Below are 18,015 nucleotides of genomic sequence, written 5' to 3'. Positions count from 1 at the left end.
GAGAGTTAGACGCTAGTGCCCGGTGCTGCCGAATCCGCCCTCCCCCCGCTCCGTGGGGGGGAGGGAATCGACTTCCTCGAAGCTGGCCGGCTCCACTCGGGACACGAGCATTTGAGCAATCCGCATGCCCCTGGTGACCCGCACCGGCGCGGCCCCTAGGTTGACCAGGGCAACCTTGAGCTCGCCACGATAGTCGCTGTCGATGGTGGCGGGAGTATTGGGAAGGGTCAGCCCCTCCCGGAGCGCCAGCCCCGAACGGGGGCGGAGCTGCACCTCATACCCGGCGGGGATGGCAATCGCGAAACCAGTCGCAAAAAGCCGCCGCTCCATGGGAGCGAGCTCCCCCTCCTCGGCGCTGGCCAGATCGAACCCGGCCGCCCCGGCGGTAGCCCGGGCGGGGAGGGGCAGCCCCTCCCCGTGCGGGAGACGAACGATACGGATCTTCGTCATCGAATCATGTGACGCGGGTCACCGGCGCGGGAGCGACCTGCACTAGAGGAGCGTCTCGACGTCCACCAGCGGCAGGCCAAACGCCTCGGCGACCCCAGGATAAACGACCTTGCCTTCCACCACGTTCAGGCCGAGCATCAGGGAGCGATCGGCCTTGCAGGCCGCCTTCCAGCCGAGCTTGGCCAGCTTGAGGCCGTACGGCAGGGTCGCGTTGGTCAGGGCGAGCGTGGAGGTGCGCGGCACGCCGCCCGGCATGTTGGCGACGGCGTAGTGGAGGATGCCATCCACGAAGTAGGTCGGATTCTCGTGGGTGGTGGGCTTGATCGTCTCGACGCAGCCGCCCTGGTCCACCGCCACGTCCACGATCACCGAGCCGGGCTTCATGAGCGCCAGGTCGGCCCGCTTGACGAGATGGGGCGCCTTGGCACCGGGGAGGAGGACCGCGCCGACCACCAGGTCCGCATGGCGAAGGGCGTCGAGAATGTTGTGACGGTTGGAGTAGCAGGTGTCGACGTTGGCCGGCAGCACGTCGTCGAGATACCGGAGCCGGTCGAGCGACACGTCGAGAATCGTGACGTGCGCGCCGAGGCCGGCGGCCATCTTCGCGGCCCCGATGCCGACCACGCCACCGCCGATGATCACCACCTCGCCCGGCGCGACGCCCGGCACGCCGCCGAGCAGAATGCCGCTGCCGCCGAACACCTTCTCGAGGTACTTGGCGCCTTCCTGCACCGCCATCCGGCCCGCGACCTCGGACATCGGGGTGAGCAGGGCAGTTCACCGTTGGGCAGCTGCACCGTCTCGTACGCCACCGCCACCGCGCCCGACTTGATGACCGCCTTGGTCAGCTCCTCCGCCGCGGCAAAGTGGAAGTAGGTGTAGATCAGCTGGCCCTTCCGCATCCGGGGCCACTCCACGGCAATCGGCTCCTTGACCTTCATGATCATGTCGGCCTTGGCCCAGACATCGTCGGCCGTGGGCAGCGTCTTCGCGCCGACCGCCGTGTACGCCTCGTCGGGGAAGCCGCTGCCGAGGCCGGCCCCGGCTTCGATGTACACGGTGTGCCCTGCCCCGACCAGCGCCTCGGCGCCGGCAGGAACGAGCGCGATACGATTTTCGTTGGTCTTGATTTCCTTCGGTACGCCGATGATCATGGCTCGACCCTTGGTAAATGTCGTTGGTGACAGACAGTCCTCAGCCTTCACTCCTCACAGCTTCGGTCCCAACCTCACGATCGTCTGCCGCTCCGGCGCGAAGAACTCTGCGGCCACCGCGGCCAGTGTTTCCGTCGTCACGGCGTCGATTTCCTCCAGAACGCGGTCCAGCGGCCGGTACGCCTCCCCCTGCAGGGTCAGGCTCGCCAGCCGGTTCATGCGGCTTTGGGGGCTCTCGAGACCGAGCATCACCTGCCCCTTGAGCTGGCGCCGCGCGTCCTCGATTTCCGTGGCCGACAGCCCTTCCCCGGCCATCAGCCGGTACTCGCCCAGGATCGCCTCCATGGCCCGCTCGGCGGTCTCCGGCTTGGTCCCGATGTAGACCCCCGACTGCCCCGCCGACCGGTAAAACTGGTGATAGGCGTAGATCGCGTACGCCAGCCCCAGTTCCTCCCGGATCCGCTGGAAGAGGCGACTCGACATCCCGCCACCGAAGGCATTGATGAGCATGCCCATGGCGTATCGGCGGCTGTCGGCGTAGGGAAACGTATCAGTGCCGAAGACGATATGCGCCTGGGTCGTGTCCCGACTCTCGTGGCGCACCCCCCCGCGGGCCGGCTCACCCGGGGCGGCAGGGGGCAGCGGCGTCTCATGCTCGGGGCCGTCAAACCACCCCTCCCCCGCCAGTGCCTCCAGCAGCGCCTCGTGCTCCACGTTCCCGGCGGCGGCAATGACGCAGTTCCCCCGGAAGTAGCCGTTGCGGTGCGAGGCCTGGAGATCGGCAGCGGAGAGGGCGCCCACGGTCTCGGCGCTGCCCAGAATCGAGTAGCCGTAGGGATGGGAGGGCCAGAGGGTCTCGGAATGCAGTTCGAACACCAGGTCGTCGGGCGTGTCCTCCACGCCGTTGATCTCCTCGAGCACCACGTTGCGCTCGGGCACGAGATCCGCCTCCCGCAGCAGCGGGCGCCGGACCAGGTCGGACAGGATATCCGAGGCCAGCGGGAGGTCGGTGTCGAGGACGTGCGCCTGGTAGCTGGTGTGGTCGCGGCTGGTGTAGGCATCGAGGCTTCCGCCCCGCACCTCGAGTTCCAGCGCAATCTGGCGGGCGGTGCGCCGTTCGGTGCCCTTGAAGACCATGTGCTCGAGCAGGTGCGACACACCCATCTTCGGCCGAGCCTCGTGCGCGCTCGCCGAGCGGACCCAGATCCCCAAAGCGGCCGAGCGCACCCCCGGCAACTTCTCCGTGAGGAGTGTGCAGCCGTTGGGTGCGCTCGTCTGGAACAGCCCGTCGTCGAGACGGACAGTCGTCACTGTGCTACTCCTTCGGCAGGAGCGCCTTCCGGGACAGCTTCATCCGGCCGCGCTCATCCACCTCGAGGAGCTTGACCTTCACGATGTCGCCCTTCTTGACAACGTCTTCGGTCTTCTCGGTGCGGGCGTGCTGGAGCTCGCTGATGTGCAGCAGCCCCTCGACGCCGGGAAGGATCTCGATGAAGGCGCCGAACGCCGTGGTGCTCTTGACGGGGCCTTCATAGATCTTGCCGACCTCGGGCTCGGTGCAGATGGCCGTGACCATCTCGCGGGCCTTCTCGCCCGCCTCACCGCCGACGGCGGCGATGGTGACGAGGCCGGAGTCCTCGACGCTGATCTTGGCGCCGGTGGCGTCCTGGATGCCACGGATGGTCTTGCCCTTCGGACCGATGAGGTCGCCGATCTTGTCGGGCTTGATCTGCAGCGTGAAGATCCGGGGCGCCCACGGCGACATCTCGGGCCGGTGGGTGTCGAGCACCTTCGCCATTTCGCCGAGAATGTGGAGGCGGCCAAGGCGTGCCTTGTCGAGCGCTTCTTCCATGATCTTCAGGTCGAGGCCCTGGATCTTGATGTCCATCTGGATCGAGGTGATGCCCTCGGTCGTGCCGGCCACCTTGAAGTCCATGTCGCCGAGGTGGTCTTCCGAACCGAGAATGTCGGTGAGGATGGCGACCTTCTTCCCTTCCTTGATCAGGCCCATCGCCACGCCGGCGCAGGCGCTCTTCATCGGCACGCCGGCATCCATGAGCGACAGCGAGCCGCCGCACACCGAGGCCATCGAGGACGAGCCGTTCGACTCGAGGACTTCCGAGACGAGGCGCATCGTGTAGGGGAACTCCTCGTACCGCGGCAGCAGCGGCTGCAGCGCCCGCTCGGCGAGCGTGCCGTGCCCGATTTCGCGGCGGCTGGTGCCGCGGATCATCTTCACTTCGCCGGTGCAGTACGGCGGGAAGTTGTAGTGCAGCATGAACGACTTGGTCGTCTCGCGCGGCACGTCGATGTTGTCGATGCGCTGCTCGTCGTCGGCGGTGCCGAGGGTGGCCGCCACCAGCGCCTGGGTCTGGCCGCGGGTGAACAGCGCCGAGCCATGCGCCCGGGGCAACAGGCCGGTCTCGATCGTGATCGGACGAACGGTGTCGGGGTCGCGCCCGTCCACCCGCTCACCCTTGTCGAGCACCTGTGCGCGCATGACGCGGTATTCGACTTCCTCGATCTCGTTGCCGATGGTCCGGCCGGCGTCGGGAAACTCGGCCGCGAGCGTCTCGATCGCGGCGGACTTGACCTTGGCGACGCCCTCGGCGCGGCCCGCCTTGTCCTTCGCGTTGATGGCCTTGGCCATCGGCTTTTCGAGCAGCTCCGCCACACGCTTCGTGAGGGCCTCGTCGCGCGGGGCCTTGGTCCACTCCATCTTCGGCTTGGCGGCCTTGGCGATGATCTTCTTCGCGTGGCCCACCAGCTCCTTGATCCCCTTCTGCCCGATCTTCAGGGCGTTGAGGACATCCTTCTCGGAAATCTCGTGCGCGCCACCCTCGACCATCACGATCGAGTCGGCAGAGCCGGTGATGAAAAGGTCGAGCGCGGAGAATTCCAGCTGCTGGAAGGTCGGATTGAGGATCCAGTTGCCCTCGACCTGGCCGACGCGCACCGCGGCCAGCGGGCCGTCCCACGGAATCGGCGAGATGCTCAGCGCGGTCGAGGCGGCCAGGACACCGAGCACGTCCGCGTCGTTCTCCTGGTCGGCCGAGATGACCGTGACGAACACCTGGATCTCGTTCTTGAACCCCTCGGGGAAGAGCGGCCGGATGGACCGGTCGATGCCGCGCGCGGCAAGGATTTCCTTGTCCGACGGACGGCCTTCGCGCTTCAGGAACCCGCCGGGGATCTTGCCCGCGGCGTAGGTCTTCTCGCGATACTCGACCGTCAGGGGGAAGAACGGGAGGGTGGAGACGTTCTTGGAGACAGTCACCGCCGCCAGCACCATCGTGTCGCCGTACCGTACCAGGCAGGAGCCGGCGGCCTGCTTCGCCATCTTCCCGGTCTCGATCGTGAGGGTCCGGCCGGCGAACTCAGTTTCAATCCGATGCACAGTCACAACCTTTTCTTTTCTCAGAGCACGCAATGCAAAGAGGGCGTCCCGTCGTGCTCGGTCGGGACGCCCTCGCCCACGGGCTTCAGTTAGTGGCGGAGACCGAGTTGCTCGAGGAGCGCTCGGTATGTCGGCAGATCGTTTCGCTTCAGGTACGTGAGCAGGCGGCGCCGCGTGCCGACCATCTTCAGGAGCCCTCGGCGACCATGATGGTCCTTCGAGTGGGTCCGGAAGTGTTCGGTGAGCGAGTTGATCCGCTCGGTCAGCATGGCCACCTGCAGGGGAGCGGACCCGGTGTCCGTCTCGTGGAGGCGATGCTTTTCAGTGACGGCCTGCTTGTCGAAGCTCATTCTGTCGGTTTCCGTTGGGTGCCCGCTCGGGCAACGTCTGTCAATTAACGATTCTTCCAAGCACAGAAAAATAACCCGCTAGTTACGGCGTGACAAGGGGTTGGGCCACTTCCCGGCCCGGGCCCCCGAATCGATGGCCCACGGCCGAGAAATCCGCAAGCCAATCCTGCACAACAACTTAGCCGAGGTTCAGGAAGATCCTGCTCAGGTCATTCCAGAACGCGAAGAGCATCAGGGCCAGCACCAGCACCAACCCCACCACCGTCAGCCGCTCCCGCAGCTTCAGCGAGAGCGGACGCCGCAGGATCCCCTCGGCCAGCAGGAAGAGGAACTGCCCGCCATCCAGGATCGGAATCGGCAGCAGGTTCAGCACGGCGAGGTTGATCGAAATGACGCCGAGGAAGCCGAAGAAGACCCCGAGCCCGGCCTCGGCGGATGCTGCCGCCATCTGCCCGATCGCGATCGGCCCGCCGATGTTCCGGCCTGACACCCGGCCGGTCAGCATGCCGCGCACCGAGCGCACCACGGTGGTCGACGCGCTGAGCGTGGCGTCGAACCCCTCCCCCACCGCCTCGACGAAACCCAGCGGTTCATACACCACCTGGCTCTGGCTCCCGACGCCGATGACGCCGACCGCCCGCTCCGACCCATCAGGATTGCGCACGACCTTCGAGCCGGGAATCACGGTGAGCCTCTTCTGCTCGCCCCCACGCGCCACCTCGACGGCGACCGTGTCGCCCTGGCGGGCCTCGATCAGGGCGGTGAGGTCCCACCACTGCGGCACCGCGATGCCGTCCACCGTCAGAATGAGGTCGCCCGGCTCGAATCCAGCCCGGCTCGCCGGCCCGCCCGGCGTCACCGTCGACACCACCGGGGGTCGCCAGGAGGAAATCGACTGCGCCGCCATGGCGCGCTCCTCCACGGCGTCGGGATGGACGGGGAGGACGATGTCCGACTTGCCCGCCACGGCGATCGTGATCGTGTCGGCGGATCCGTTCATGATCCCGTTGAGCACGTCGCCCCAGTTGTGCACCGCTTCCCCGTTGACGGCCACGATGCTGTCGCCGGGCGCGAGCTGCGCCAGTGGAGCCAGCGCCGCCACGAACCCGGTGGTGTCGACCTGCCCGACCCGCGTTTCGGGATCGAAGGCCCGGCCATTCTTGATGGCCAGCCCGCTGAAGACCGCCCACGCGAAGAGTGCATTCATCGTCACGCCGGCGAGGATGATGATCATCCGCTTCCAGACCGGCTTCGCCTCGAAATACATGTCCGGCGGCACGATCGCATCCGGCGTTCCGCCTTCGAGCGCGCTGCTGGTGGCCTCCTCTTCGGCGGTGGCCATCTTCACATACCCGCCGAGCGGCAGCCAGCAGATGGCGTACTCGGTCTCCCGCCACTTGAAGGAAAGCCCGGGGATCGGGTTGCCGATGCCGAGCGCAAAGCGGTGGACCCACACCCCCGCCCACTTGGCGGCCAGGAAGTGCCCCGCCTCGTGGACGAACACCAGGATGCCGAGGACGACCAGCAGGGACAGGGTGGTCTGGAGTGCGATCACGTCATCTCCTCACGGGCTCGGGCGCGGGCCCAGCGATCCGCCTCACGAACCGCCTCCAGCGAACTTGCCGGGTGAACGGTATGGGCATCAAGGGCCGCCCGGATGGTGTCAGGAATACGGCCGAACGGGATACGTCGCTCGAGAAAGGCGGCGACGGCGACTTCATTGGCGGCGTTGAACACGGCCGGCGCGGTGCCGCCGGCGCGGCCCGCCTCGACGCCGGCGTCAAAGGTCCGGAACACATCCCGGCGCACCGGCTCGAAGGTGAGCGACCCGGCGGCGATCGGGTCAAAGCGCGGCACGCCGCGGTCCGGCAATCGGTCCGGATGGGTCAAGGCGTAGAGGATCGGCAGTTCCATGGTAGGAAACCCGAGCTGGGCCAGGACGCTGCCGTCGCCAAACTCCACGAACGCATGCACGATGCTCTGCGGATGCACCACGACCTCGATCCGGTCGTAGGGGAGCCCGTACAGGAAGTGGGCTTCGATCACCTCGAGCGCCTTGTTGGCCAGCGTGGCGCTGTCGACGGTGATCTTACTCCCCATGCTCCACGTGGGGTGACGCAGCGCCTCCTCGATCGACGCCCCCTGCACCCGCTCGGGGGACCATTCGCGGAAGGGACCGCCGGACGCCGTCAGGATCAGCCGTTCGAGCGTGCTGTCCTGGCCGGCGAGGCACTGCAGCACGGCGCTGTGCTCGCTGTCCACCGGAATTAGCTCTCCGCCGCCGGACCGCGCAGCTTCCATCACCAGTTCCCCGGCCATCACCAGCGATTCCTTGTTGGCGAGGGCGACGCGCTTCCCCGCACGCAGCGCCGCGAGCGTCGCGTCGAGGCCGGCCGCGCCGACGACCGCGTTCACCACGATATCGACGGCGGGATGGGTCGCCGCCTCGAGAAGGACCGCCGCGCCGGCGACGTCGGCCAGCCCGACGAAGTCGGGGGTCCACTCGCGGCGCTGGGATTCGAGGAGGGTGGCGTTGCGGCCGGCGGTGAGCGCCACGACGCGGAAGTGCTCCCGCTGCCGGGCGAGGACGGCCAGCGTGCTCCGACCGATGGAGCCGGTGGAGCCCAGCACCGCCACTCCGCGCATCAGAGAACGCCGAGCAGACGGAAGAGCAGCGCCGCGACGGGAAGCACGAAGATCAGCGAGTCGAACCGGTCGAGGACGCCGCCGTGACCGGGAATCAGGTGACTCGAGTCCTTGACGCCCGCCTCGCGCTTGAGGAGCGATTCGGCCAGGTCGCCCACCTGCCCGACCACGCCAAGCAGCAGGCCGATCGCGGCCGCCGCGGCGACGCCAAGGTCAACGCCGGTGGGCCGGAGCGCGAGCGGCACCAGGAGCGCGCCGGCGACGGCCGCGCCGACCAGGCCGCTGATGCCGCCCGAGCGCGTCTTCCCGGGGCTGATGGTCGGCGCCATCTTCGGCCCCCCGAAGGCGCGGCCGCCCGACATGGCGGCCGAGTCGCCGACCCAGGTGACCACCAGCGGGAAGAAGACGAGGGCGGTGCCGCCCCACGACATCAGGCCGTACGAGGTGTGGCGGAGGACCAGGAGAAACGCGGGAAGCGCCGCGGCGTAGAGCGGCCCGATCAGCGTCACGGTCACGGCGCCGAGCGGATGGGCGTCGGGCGCGCGGCGCATGGTGGCCCAGGTGAGCACGGCGAGCACCCAGACCGCGGCGGCGTACGGCCACCAGTCGGCGATGGCCACGAAGACGGCGGGGCGGCTCAGGGACAGCCAGGTGAGCGGGGCCGCGAGGGCCGCAGCGCCGAGTCCCAGGACCGGCGAGGGCCGCACGCCCCGCTGTTCGGCAAAGTTGAACAGCTCGCGGGTGCCGAGCACGCCGGCCAGCGTCAGCAGGACCACCAGCGCCCACCCGCCGAACCAGACGATGGCCAGCGCCGTTGGGATCGCGACCGCGGCGAACGCGATCCGCGCTTGCATGTTGCGGTCCATCAGGTCGGGACGCGTCCGAATCGGCGGTCGCGGCGCTGGAACTCGACGACGGCCTCGAAGAAATCGTGGCGCGTGAAGTCGGGCCAGAGCACCGGGGTCACGAAGAACTCAGCGTAGGCCAGCTGCCAGAGCAGAAAATTGGAGAGGCGGAGTTCCCCGGAGGTGCGGATGAGCAGGTCGGGGTCGGGCCAGACGGCGGTGTAGAGCCGGCGTGCGATGGCATCCTCGTCCACCTCGGCGGGGACCAGCCGGCCGGCGGCGACATCCTCGGCGATGAGACGGGCCGCCCGGGTCAGTTCCGCGCGCGACCCGTAGGAGATGCAGATGTTGAGCGCCAGTTCGGTGCCGCCCGCGGTGGCGCGGATGGTCTCGTCCACCGCGGCTCGCGCGCTCGGCACGAGCCGGTCGAGGTCGCCGAGAAACCGCACCGCCACGCCCCGCGCGATGAGTTCCTCGCGCTCCCGCGCGATATACTCCTCGAGGAGCGACATGAGGGCGTCGATTTCCTCGGGCGGTCGGTGCCAGTTTTCCTGGGAAAAGGCGAAGAGGGTAAGCACCTTGACGCCGGCGCTGCGCGCGCCTTCGACGGCCTCGCGCACCGCCTGCATGCCGGCCTGGTGTCCTGCCGGGCGCGGCAGGGCGCGCGCCTGCGCCCACCGGCCGTTTCCGTCCATGATGATGGCGACGTGCGCCGGGACCGCACCCTGCCGAAGGATCGAATCGAGCAGCGGATCGCTCATGCCGTCAAACTTCCATGATTTCCGCTTCTTTGGACTTGATCACTTCGTCCACGAGCTTGACATGTTCGTCCGTGAGCTTCTGGACGTCCTTCTCGCCGCGCGCCTTGTCGTCCTCGCTGATGTGCTCGAGCTTCTTGATCTTGCCGAGGGTGTCCGTCCGCGCGTGCCGGATGGCGATACGCCCCTCTTCCGCCAGCTTGTGCACCACCTTGACCAGTTCCTTGCGCCGCTCCTCGGAGAGGGCGGGCAGCGGGACCCGGATGAGGTTGCCCTGGGAGGCGGGGTTGAGCCCGAGGTCGCCGTCACGAATGGCTTTCTCGATGACCGGCGCCAGCGTCTTGTCGAAGGGCTGGACGGTGAGCATGCGGGGCTCGGGCGCCGCCACCATCGCCACCTGGTTCAGGGGCACGCTGGAGCCGTAGGCGTCGATGCGGATGCTGTCGAGCAAGGCCGTGCTGGCCTTGCCGCTCCGAATGCCGGTCAGTTCGCGCTTGGTGCTGTCCACGGCCTTGACCATCAATTCGCGGCAGTGCTTCAGCAGTTCTGGAATGGTGCTCATCGGACGATTGTCCCGACCCGCTCGCCCCGCAGGATCCGCGCGATGGCTCCGGGTTCGTTGATGTTGAAGACCTGGATCGGCAGCTGGTTGGCCTTGCAGAGCCCGAACGCGTTGGCGTCCATGACGGCGTAACCCTTGACGATCGCTTCCTGGAAGGTGAGCTCCGGAATGAAGGCGGCGGCCTTGTCGGTCCGGGGATCCGCCGTGTAGACGCCGTCCACGTTGGTGGCCTTGAGGATGACGTCGGCCTCCACTTCCAGCGCCCGGAGCACGGCGGCGGTGTCGGTGGAGAAGAAGGGGTTGCCAGTGCCGCCGGCGAAGATGACCAGCCGGCCCTTCTCGAGGTGCCGCTGCGCGCGGCGACGGATGTACGGTTCGGCGAGCGACTCCATCCGGATGGCGGTCATGACACGGGTATGCACGCCGAGCTTTTCGAGCACATCCTGCATGGCGAGCGCGTTGATGACCGTGGCCAGCATCCCCATGTAATCGGCGTTGACCCGGTCGAGCCCTTCCCGGCTGGCCGCCGTGCCGCGGATGATGTTGCCGCCGCCGACGACGAGGCTCAGCTGCACGCCCATCGCGTGCACGGTCTTGATCTGGTCGGCCAGGGCTTCGACCACCTTGAAGTCCACCCCCACGCCCTTCTCACCGGCGAGCGCTTCGCCGGACACCTTGAGGAGGGCGCGCGGGTAGGCCAAGGCCATCACTCTTCCCCGATCTTGAACCGGGCGAAGCGGCGGACCACGACGGCCTCGCCCAGCTGGCCCGACACTTCCTTCACCAGCTGGCCGATCGTCTTGCTGTCGTCCTTCACGAACGGCTGCTCGAGCAGCGTCCGCTCCGCGACGAACTTCTTGATCTTGCCGTCGACGATCTTGGCGCGGATGGCCTCCGGCTTCCCTTCTTCGGCCACCTGCTGCTCGGCGATCCGGCGCTCGCGCTCGATGAGCTCGGGATCGATGTCCTCCGGGTTGACCGCCAGCGGATCGGCCGAGGCGATGTGCAGCGCGATGTCGCGCGCCAGCTGGCCGAAGGCCTCGGTCCGCGCCACGAAGTCGGTCTCGCTGTTCAGCTCGACCAGCACGCCCACCTGCCCGTTGTGGTGCATGTAGTTGACCACCAGGCCCTGGCTGGCGCTCCGGCCGGCGCGCTTCTCCGCCTTCGCCATGCCCTTGGCCCGCAGCAGCTCGCCGGCCTTCTCCTTGTCGCCGCCGGCCTCCTCGAGCGCCTTCTTGCAGTCCATCATGCCGGCACCGGTCCGGGCGCGGAGCTCGGCAACGTCCTTCGCTGAAATCGCCTTCGTCTTCGTCGTCATGGCTGAATACTCACAGGTAGTGTTGGATAGTGAAACCGCCGCCCAGGCCGGTTGGAGGCCGGGGGCGGCGGCACGCAGGATCCCGCAGGGGCCGGACTAGGCGTCCGACTCTGCCGCGGCAGCCGGGGCAGCCGCCTCGGCCTCCCCCGAATCCGCCGTCTCCGACTCCCCCTTGAGCCGCGCGGCGATCGCCTCGGGCTTCGGCCGGCGCTTCCGGCGGGCCCGGCGCTTCTTTCGGTCCGCGTCGGCGTCGCCTTCGGTGCCGGAGTCGGTGCTGTACGTCTCGGCGTCGTCGGCGTCGGCCGCGTCACGCGCCGGCATCTGGGCGCGGGCTTCGGCGATCGTGTCCGCCAGCGCATGCGTGATCAGGGCGACGGCGCGGATGGCGTCGTCGTTGCCCGGGATCGGCACGGTGATCACGTCGGGGTCGGCGTTGGTGTCCACGATGGCCACCACCGGGATCCCGAGCTTGTTGGCCTCGGCGACCGCAATCTTTTCCTTCTTGGCGTCCACCACGAAGAGCGCGCCGGGCAGCCGGGCCATGTTCTTGATGCCCTCGAGGTTGCGCGACAGCTTCACGCGCTCCCGCTCGAAGAGCAGCTTTTCCTTCTTGGTGTAGCTCTCGAACTCGCCGTCCGAGGCCCCCTGCTCGAGGTCCTTCAGCCGCCGGATCTGCTTCTTGACCGTCTGGAAGTTGGTGAGCATGCCGCCCAGCCACCGCTCCGTGACGTAGTGCCCGCCGCTCTCGGTCGCCTCGGCCTGCACCACGGCCTTGAGCTGCCGCTTGGTGCACACGAAGAGGACGCTGTCGCCCTTGAGGACGACGGTGCGGAGGAGCTCCTGGGCCTTGATGATCTGCCGGAGGGTCTTCTGCAGGTCGATGATGTAGATGCCGGAGCGTTCGGCGAAGATGAAACGGCGCATCTTCGGGTTCCACCGACGGGTCTGGTGGCCGAAGTGAACGCCGGCTTCGAGCAGGTCCTGCAGTGCGGGCTGTGCCATGCGAGTTCGTCGATCCTTCAGTTATGAGGGTTGTCCGACCACCGCCTTCGTCTTCCAACCTGACCCCTGGGGGCACCCGGGTCGGAATCCGGCGATGTGGAGGATGGCGGCCGGTCGGCCGCCTGCTGCTACCGCTTGCTGAACTGGAACCGCTTCCGGGCGCCCGGACGGCCTGGCTTCTTCCGCTCCACGGCGCGCGGGTCGCGCGTCAGGAGCCCGGCGGCCCGCAGCTTGGCCCGGTGCAGACCGTCGGCCTCCACCAGCGCCCGCGCGATGCCGTGCCGAAGCGCGCCTGCCTGGCCCGCCTGCCCGCCACCGTCCACATGGGCGCGAACGTCAAAGGCGCCGAGGGTGTCCGTGGCCGTGAACGACTGCTGGATGTGCTGCACCAGCGAGGGCCGGGGGAAGTAGTCGCCGAGCGTGCGGCCGTTGATGTCCCACTTGCCAGTGCCGGGCGTCAGGTACACGCGGGCGACGCTGGTCTTGCGGCGACCCACTGCCTGCCACCGGAATTCGGGAGAAGCCGTCATGCGCTCACCTTCTGGGTGCTGGACTGAATCGTAAAGGGCTTGGGCTGCTGCGCCGCGTGCGGGTGCTCCGCGCCGGCGTACACCTTGAGCTTGCCGCGCAGGTGCTGCTTGGCGAGCGAGGTCTTCGGCAGCATGCCGAAGACGGCCTTCTCAATGACCCGGTCAGGGTGCTTGGCCATCAGGTTCCGGGCGGTCGTGTGGGTTTCGTGGCCCATGTACCCGGTGTACTTGAAGTAGGTCTTGCCGTCGAGCTTCTTGCCCGTCAGGCGGACCTTCTCGGCGTTGATGACGATGACGAAGTCGCCGACATCCATGTGCGGCGTGTACGTCGGCTTGTGCTTGCCCCGGATGAGCTGCGCCACCGTGCTGGCCAACCGGCCGAGCGGCACGTCCTGGGCGTCAACGATCAGCCACTCGTGGTGGATGTCGCTCGGCGTCGCGCTAAAGGTCTTCATTGTCATTCCTGCCAGTTCCCTGAAAACGGGTAAATCGACACAGACCCGTAAGATAGCCGGGAATATCGGCTCTGGTCAAGCCACCCCATCCCCGGCCGGGCCGGGCGCTGGCGGGGCGGCCAGTACCACCAGCACCTGCCCCTTCTCGACCGCCTTCCCGGCCTCGACCCGGACCGCCTCGACCACCCCGGCCGCGGGGGCCTTGATCTGGTTCTCCATCTTCATGGCCTCCAGGACCGCCAGCCCCGCCCCCGCCTCCACCCGCTGCCCCGGCTCCACCAGGACCCGGAGCACCAACCCCGGCATCGGCGCCTTGACCTCCCCTGCCCCCACCCGCTGCCGACCCTCGCCGGTGAGGCTCCGGATATGCCGGGTACGCTCGTCCACGACCGAGGCCGTCCACCGCTCGCCACGATAACCAAGCTCCCACTCCCCGCGCTCGCGGGGATCGATGGAAAAGACCAGCGTGCGCTCCCCCATCCGGAGCTGCTGGAGCGGCGTGCCGGCGAGTGGCTCCAGCGCCGCGTCCACCAGCTCGCCATCCACCCGGATGCCGTCGGGCTCGACGGCCACCTCCACCTGCACGCCCCCCACCGACACGAAATACTTCATCCGTCACTCTCCAGGATCGCCACCGTCTCGACGTGCGCCGTCTGTGGGAAGAGGTCGAAGGCGCGCAGGGCGGCGAGGCGCATGGGCGGGGAAGCGGGGACGCGGGGAAGCAATCGTGCGAGGTCCCGTGCAAGGGTGGCCGGGTCGCAACTGATGTAGGCGATTTTCTTCGGGCGGGCCGCGGCGATCGCGTCCGTCACCCGTTCGTCCATCCCGGTCCTCGGTGGGTTGGTGACCACCAGCCCCGCCGGCCGCAGCCGGGGCACGATATCCTCCGCCCGCCCGGCGTGCCGCTCAATCCCTTCGTCCGGTCCCCGTCGGTTTGCCTCGACCACCGCGCGCGCATCGACCTCCACGCTCTCGACGGTGGCGCCGCCAGCCACCAGCAGGGCCGAGGTCTCCCCCACCCCGGCGTAAAGGTCCCAGGCGGTCATCCCCTCCCAGTGCCCCAGCTGTTCGAGCGCCCAGGCCCGGACCCGGTCGCCCATGGCCGGGTGCACCTGTTCGAAGACGGCCGCGGGATATGGCTCCGCGGCGCCGGCGACCGCCCGTGGCGCTCCCTCTTCCGGCACCCACCAGAGCACCGCCGGCACCCCCCGGCGCACCAGCGCCACGTGGAGGAGCGCCGCCGAGCGCCACACCGTCTGCCCGCTGACCTTCGCGATCAGGTGGAGTCCGCCCTCGCGGTCCCGGCGAAGCACGATCTGCTCGGCGTGCTCGGGGAGGAGCGCGCGATGCTCCCGCACGGTGGTCCAGAGCTCCATCAGCGCGGGATCGGCGATGAGGCACCGCTCGAGGTCGAAGACTTCTCCCGCGCGCCCCTGCCGGTGGAATCCGATCCGCCGACCGGCGTCGGAGACGGTCAGCGTCACCTTGTTCCGATAGCCCCAGACGGCGGCGGCCGGCTCGATCTCGGGATCCTCCACCTCCAGCTTCCCGATGCGGCGGAGTGTTTCCCCCACGATTGAGCGCTTCGCCGCCAGCTGTGCGGGGAGCGCGAGATGCTGCAGCTGGCAACCACCACACTGGTCCCGCACATAGTGCGGGCAGCCCGGTTCGATCCGATCGGGCGACGGCTCCACAACGACGTCCACCTCGGCGCGTGCGAAGGTCTTGGCAACCTTGACCCGCTTCAGGGTGACGAGGTCGCCGGCCGCCGTCCGCGGCACGAAGACCGTTCGTCCATCGTCCAGCTTCCCGACGCCGTCGCCCCCGGAGGCGATCCGGAGAATCCTGACGGGTGCGGCGGCCTCGGCGGTCAGCGGAGCCCCTCAGCGCGCGCGGCCGCGAGCCAGGCGGTGCGCGCGGCGCCCGACTCGGCAATCGCCGGCTTCCGGGCATGGCGGGCGGCGTCCTCGGCCAGCGCGGCGGCGATGGCGGCCGCGCGGGTCAGGGCCGCGCTGGGGGGCGCCTCTGCCAGGTCTGGTCGTCGATCGAGGAACTGAATGTCGATGTCGCCGGCAACGAAGGCGGGGTCGGTCACGAGCCGCCGCTGGAATCCCTGGTTCGTGGCGATGCCCACGACAACCAGTTCATCGAGCGCGCGCACCATCCGGCGGAGCGCGTTCTCCCTGTCACGGCCCCAGACGATGAGCTTGGCCACCATCGAGTCGTAGTAGAGCGTGACCTCGTTGCCGATCTCGACACCGCTGTCCCACCGCACCCCGGGGCCCGACGGCACGCGAAGGAACTCGACCCGGCCGGTCGAGGGCATCCATCCGTTGCCGGGGTCCTCGCTCGTGATCCGGCATTCCACCGCCCACCCGTTGGGATGGCGGGGGCCGTCCGGCACCTGCATCGGCAGTCCGCGCGCGATGCGCAGCTGCTGCCGCACCAGGTCGATGCCGTACACCAGTTCGGTGACCGGATGCTCCACCTGGATGCGGGTGTTCATCTCCAGGAAGTAGAACGACCCGTCGGCGGCGAGCAGGAACTCGCAGGTTCCCGCGCTCCGGTACCCCACCGCGGTCGCCGCGGCCACCGCGGCGGCTCCCATCCGCTCACGCAGCTCCGCATCGACTGCCACCGACGGCGCCTCCTCGAGCACCTTCTGGTGGCGCCGCTGGACGGAACATTCCCGCTCGCCGAGGTGCACGGTGCGCGTCGCATCGGCGAGCACCTGGATTTCCACGTGCCGCGGCCGCTCGATGAACTTCTCGATGTAGACCCCCGCGTCGCCGAAGGCCTTGAGCGCCTCCGACGCGGCGGTGGCCAGCGCGCCCTCGAGTTCTTCGGCGGCGCGGACGACGCGCATCCCCTTCCCGCCGCCGCCGGCGGCCGCCTTGACCATGACCGGATAGCCCATCTGGCTCGCCAGCGCGAGGGCGGGCGCGAGTTCGGTGATCGGCGCGTCGGCGCCCGGCACCACCGGCACCCCGGCCGCGCGCATGCGGCGCCGCGCCTCCGTCTTGTCGCCCATGGCGCGGATGGCGGTGGAGGGCGGCCCGATGAACACCAGGCCGGCCTGCTCCACCGCTTCGGCAAAGGCGGCGCGCTCGGCGAGGAACCCGTACCCGGGGTGCACTGCCTGCGCCCCCGTCTCGCGGGCGACTTCCAGCAACCGGTCAATCCGGAGGTAGCTCTCCGACGGCGCGGCCGGCCCGATCTCGACCGCCAGGTCGGAAGCGCGCACATGCGGGCTGAGGCGATCGGCTGCGGAGTAGACGGCGACCGCCTCGAGACCTTCCTCGTGGCACGCGCGGATGATGCGCAACGCGATTTCGCCGCGGTTCGCGACAAGGACTCGAGTGATGGGGGTCATGGGCGTGGGATGGCGGACGGCGGGTCGCTGAGGCGGGCGCCTAGCGGCGGCAGGCGGCGATCTGTGTGTCTCCCAGGAGGGCCAGCGGGCCGTCGCAGAGGCGCGGATTGAATCCGGCGGCGGCGGTATACACGGCGTGGACTTCGCGGAGCCAGGCGGAATTGCCCTGACGGTCGGCACGGGCCAGATCAGTGACCGTCACCACCCGGTCGCTGGTGGTCGTGCCGGGGCCCGAAACGAGCACGAACCGCATCGGCCGGAGCTTGGGGAGGGCGAGCAGGGTGCGATCAGCCATGGGCGTCAGGCACACCGGCCGACGCTGGGCAACGCTGGCCAGGGCCTGCTGAACCGACCAGGCGGAGTCGGTGCCGAGCGCCGAGGCGATCCGGTTGCGATACCGCGCATCGGTGGCGTAGTACGACGGCACGACGATCACCACGCTGGCGGCCTGGCCGGCGGTGGCCACCACCGAGAAGATGGCGACGGTCTCCAGGTCGCTGCCCGTCGCCATGACACCCGACGCCGGGCAGCTGCTCAGAAGATTCGCGCCGAGTTCCGTGATGTAGTCCGGCAACGGGGCCACATCCGGTGGCACCACCCAGTGCGTGAGGACCGGATAGCCCTGCTCTTCGACGGCCTCGAGCGCCCGCTCCACCTCCAGCATCTGTCGGAGGATGACGCCGGAGTCCCCGCGCAGTCGGACGGCCTGATCCAGGGCGGCGGATCCGAAGTCGATGTACAGCGGCCCGGGAGAGTCGGCCGGATGGCCAGTGAGGTGCCAATCGCGAATGTCGAGGAGGTAGAACCGGCCGAGCTGAATCCAGGCCGACCCGTCGTCGGGCGAGGTGGCGAGGTACTGGCTGAGCATCTCGGTGCCGATGCCCCGCTGCCCGTTCCGGGCCAGCTCGGCGGCACGCGGCGCCACGGTGGGGTTGAGCGACCCTTGCGCCACCACAGGCCCGGTTGCCGCTGACACCAGGAGGGTCAGCGCCAGCAGGGATCGCAGCTCGGGTTGGATCACTCGTACCATGCCAGCCACCTGTCCAGATCGTGGTTCGGGGGTAGGCCTCTAAGATGGGACGCTGTACGGAGTTTCGCCAGAGGCACCTTGTGGGGCGGGGCTGCGGGGCAGCGGGGCCGTGACGGCCCCAACCCCGACGTCACCCCGGCGAAGG

At 68.8% G+C, this 18,015-nt stretch carries 20 protein-coding genes; all 20 read right to left on the bottom strand.

Features of this window, described 5'->3' with window-relative positions; all coding sequences use genetic code 11:
* Positions 1 to 12: 12 nt before the first annotated feature.
* The gene (gene dut, locus R2910_05735; GenBank protein ID MEZ4412466.1) at positions 13 to 450 is read right to left on the bottom strand and encodes a dUTP diphosphatase; all 438 of its coding nucleotides are present in this window, start codon (positions 448 to 450) and stop codon (positions 13 to 15) included.
* Positions 451 to 492: 42 nt separating this feature from the next.
* Complete coding sequence (locus tag R2910_05730; GenBank protein MEZ4412465.1) at positions 493 to 1,188, bottom strand: NAD(P)-dependent oxidoreductase; 696 nt, start codon at positions 1,186 to 1,188, stop codon at positions 493 to 495.
* Positions 1,089 to 1,604 carry a hypothetical protein gene (locus R2910_05725; GenBank protein MEZ4412464.1) on the bottom strand — a complete coding sequence of 172 codons (516 nt, stop codon included), beginning with the start codon at positions 1,602 to 1,604 and terminating at the stop codon, positions 1,089 to 1,091. Before R2910_05725 ends, R2910_05730 begins: the two co-directional genes overlap by 100 nt.
* Positions 1,605 to 1,658: 54 nt before the next feature.
* Complete coding sequence (locus R2910_05720; protein ID MEZ4412463.1) at positions 1,659 to 2,915, bottom strand: pitrilysin family protein; 1,257 nt, start codon at positions 2,913 to 2,915, stop codon at positions 1,659 to 1,661.
* A gap of 4 nt (positions 2,916 to 2,919) precedes the next feature.
* Positions 2,920 to 5,001 carry a polyribonucleotide nucleotidyltransferase gene (locus R2910_05715; protein MEZ4412462.1) on the bottom strand — a complete coding sequence of 694 codons (2,082 nt, stop codon included), beginning with the start codon at positions 4,999 to 5,001 and terminating at the stop codon, positions 2,920 to 2,922.
* An 89-nt stretch (positions 5,002 to 5,090) separates the two neighbouring features.
* Positions 5,091 to 5,351 carry a 30S ribosomal protein S15 gene (gene rpsO, locus R2910_05710; GenBank protein MEZ4412461.1) on the bottom strand — a complete coding sequence of 87 codons (261 nt, stop codon included), beginning with the start codon at positions 5,349 to 5,351 and terminating at the stop codon, positions 5,091 to 5,093.
* Between the two features lie 178 nt (positions 5,352 to 5,529).
* A complete protein-coding gene (rseP, locus tag R2910_05705; protein MEZ4412460.1) occupies positions 5,530 to 6,906 on the bottom strand; it encodes an RIP metalloprotease RseP in 1,377 nt (458 codons plus the stop codon).
* Positions 6,903 to 7,997 carry a 1-deoxy-D-xylulose-5-phosphate reductoisomerase gene (gene dxr / locus R2910_05700; GenBank protein ID MEZ4412459.1) on the bottom strand — a complete coding sequence of 365 codons (1,095 nt, stop codon included), beginning with the start codon at positions 7,995 to 7,997 and terminating at the stop codon, positions 6,903 to 6,905. The genes rseP and dxr overlap by 4 nt, the downstream gene beginning before the upstream one ends.
* Complete coding sequence (locus R2910_05695; GenBank protein ID MEZ4412458.1) at positions 7,997 to 8,851, bottom strand: phosphatidate cytidylyltransferase; 855 nt, start codon at positions 8,849 to 8,851, stop codon at positions 7,997 to 7,999. Before R2910_05695 ends, dxr begins: the two co-directional genes overlap by 1 nt.
* An 11-nt stretch (positions 8,852 to 8,862) precedes the next feature.
* Positions 8,863 to 9,603: an isoprenyl transferase gene (locus R2910_05690; protein MEZ4412457.1), complete on the bottom strand. Its 741-nt coding sequence runs from the start codon at positions 9,601 to 9,603 to the stop codon at positions 8,863 to 8,865.
* Positions 9,604 to 9,607: 4 nt separating this feature from the next.
* Positions 9,608 to 10,162: a ribosome recycling factor gene (gene frr, locus R2910_05685; GenBank protein MEZ4412456.1), complete on the bottom strand. Its 555-nt coding sequence runs from the start codon at positions 10,160 to 10,162 to the stop codon at positions 9,608 to 9,610.
* Positions 10,159 to 10,869 carry a UMP kinase gene (pyrH, locus tag R2910_05680; GenBank protein MEZ4412455.1) on the bottom strand — a complete coding sequence of 237 codons (711 nt, stop codon included), beginning with the start codon at positions 10,867 to 10,869 and terminating at the stop codon, positions 10,159 to 10,161. The genes frr and pyrH overlap by 4 nt, the downstream gene beginning before the upstream one ends.
* Positions 10,869 to 11,480: a translation elongation factor Ts gene (tsf, locus tag R2910_05675; GenBank protein MEZ4412454.1), complete on the bottom strand. Its 612-nt coding sequence runs from the start codon at positions 11,478 to 11,480 to the stop codon at positions 10,869 to 10,871. Before tsf ends, pyrH begins: the two co-directional genes overlap by 1 nt.
* Positions 11,481 to 11,576: 96 nt before the next feature.
* A complete protein-coding gene (rpsB, locus tag R2910_05670) occupies positions 11,577 to 12,482 on the bottom strand; it encodes a 30S ribosomal protein S2 (protein MEZ4412453.1) in 906 nt (301 codons plus the stop codon).
* A 128-nt stretch (positions 12,483 to 12,610) separates the two neighbouring features.
* The gene (rpsI, locus tag R2910_05665; protein ID MEZ4412452.1) at positions 12,611 to 13,012 is read right to left on the bottom strand and encodes a 30S ribosomal protein S9; all 402 of its coding nucleotides are present in this window, start codon (positions 13,010 to 13,012) and stop codon (positions 12,611 to 12,613) included.
* Complete coding sequence (gene rplM / locus R2910_05660) at positions 13,009 to 13,467, bottom strand: 50S ribosomal protein L13 (protein MEZ4412451.1); 459 nt, start codon at positions 13,465 to 13,467, stop codon at positions 13,009 to 13,011. The genes rpsI and rplM overlap by 4 nt, the downstream gene beginning before the upstream one ends.
* A gap of 75 nt (positions 13,468 to 13,542) precedes the next feature.
* A complete protein-coding gene (locus R2910_05655; protein ID MEZ4412450.1) occupies positions 13,543 to 14,079 on the bottom strand; it encodes an acetyl-CoA carboxylase biotin carboxyl carrier protein subunit in 537 nt (178 codons plus the stop codon).
* On the bottom strand, positions 14,076 to 15,311 hold the full coding sequence (locus tag R2910_05650; GenBank protein MEZ4412449.1) for a TRAM domain-containing protein: 1,236 nt from the start codon (positions 15,309 to 15,311) through the stop codon (positions 14,076 to 14,078). Before R2910_05650 ends, R2910_05655 begins: the two co-directional genes overlap by 4 nt.
* A gap of 26 nt (positions 15,312 to 15,337) precedes the next feature.
* Positions 15,338 to 16,840 carry an acetyl-CoA carboxylase biotin carboxylase subunit gene (locus R2910_05645; GenBank protein MEZ4412448.1) on the bottom strand — a complete coding sequence of 501 codons (1,503 nt, stop codon included), beginning with the start codon at positions 16,838 to 16,840 and terminating at the stop codon, positions 15,338 to 15,340.
* Between the two features lie 40 nt (positions 16,841 to 16,880).
* A complete protein-coding gene (locus tag R2910_05640; protein ID MEZ4412447.1) occupies positions 16,881 to 17,870 on the bottom strand; it encodes a hypothetical protein in 990 nt (329 codons plus the stop codon).
* Positions 17,871 to 18,015 lie beyond the last annotated feature (145 nt).

The sequence above is a fragment of the Gemmatimonadales bacterium genome, from assembly GCA_041390145.1.
GTDB lineage: Bacteria > Gemmatimonadota > Gemmatimonadetes > Gemmatimonadales > GWC2-71-9 > SPDF01.
This window is presented reverse-complemented; position numbering and strand designations above follow the sequence as displayed.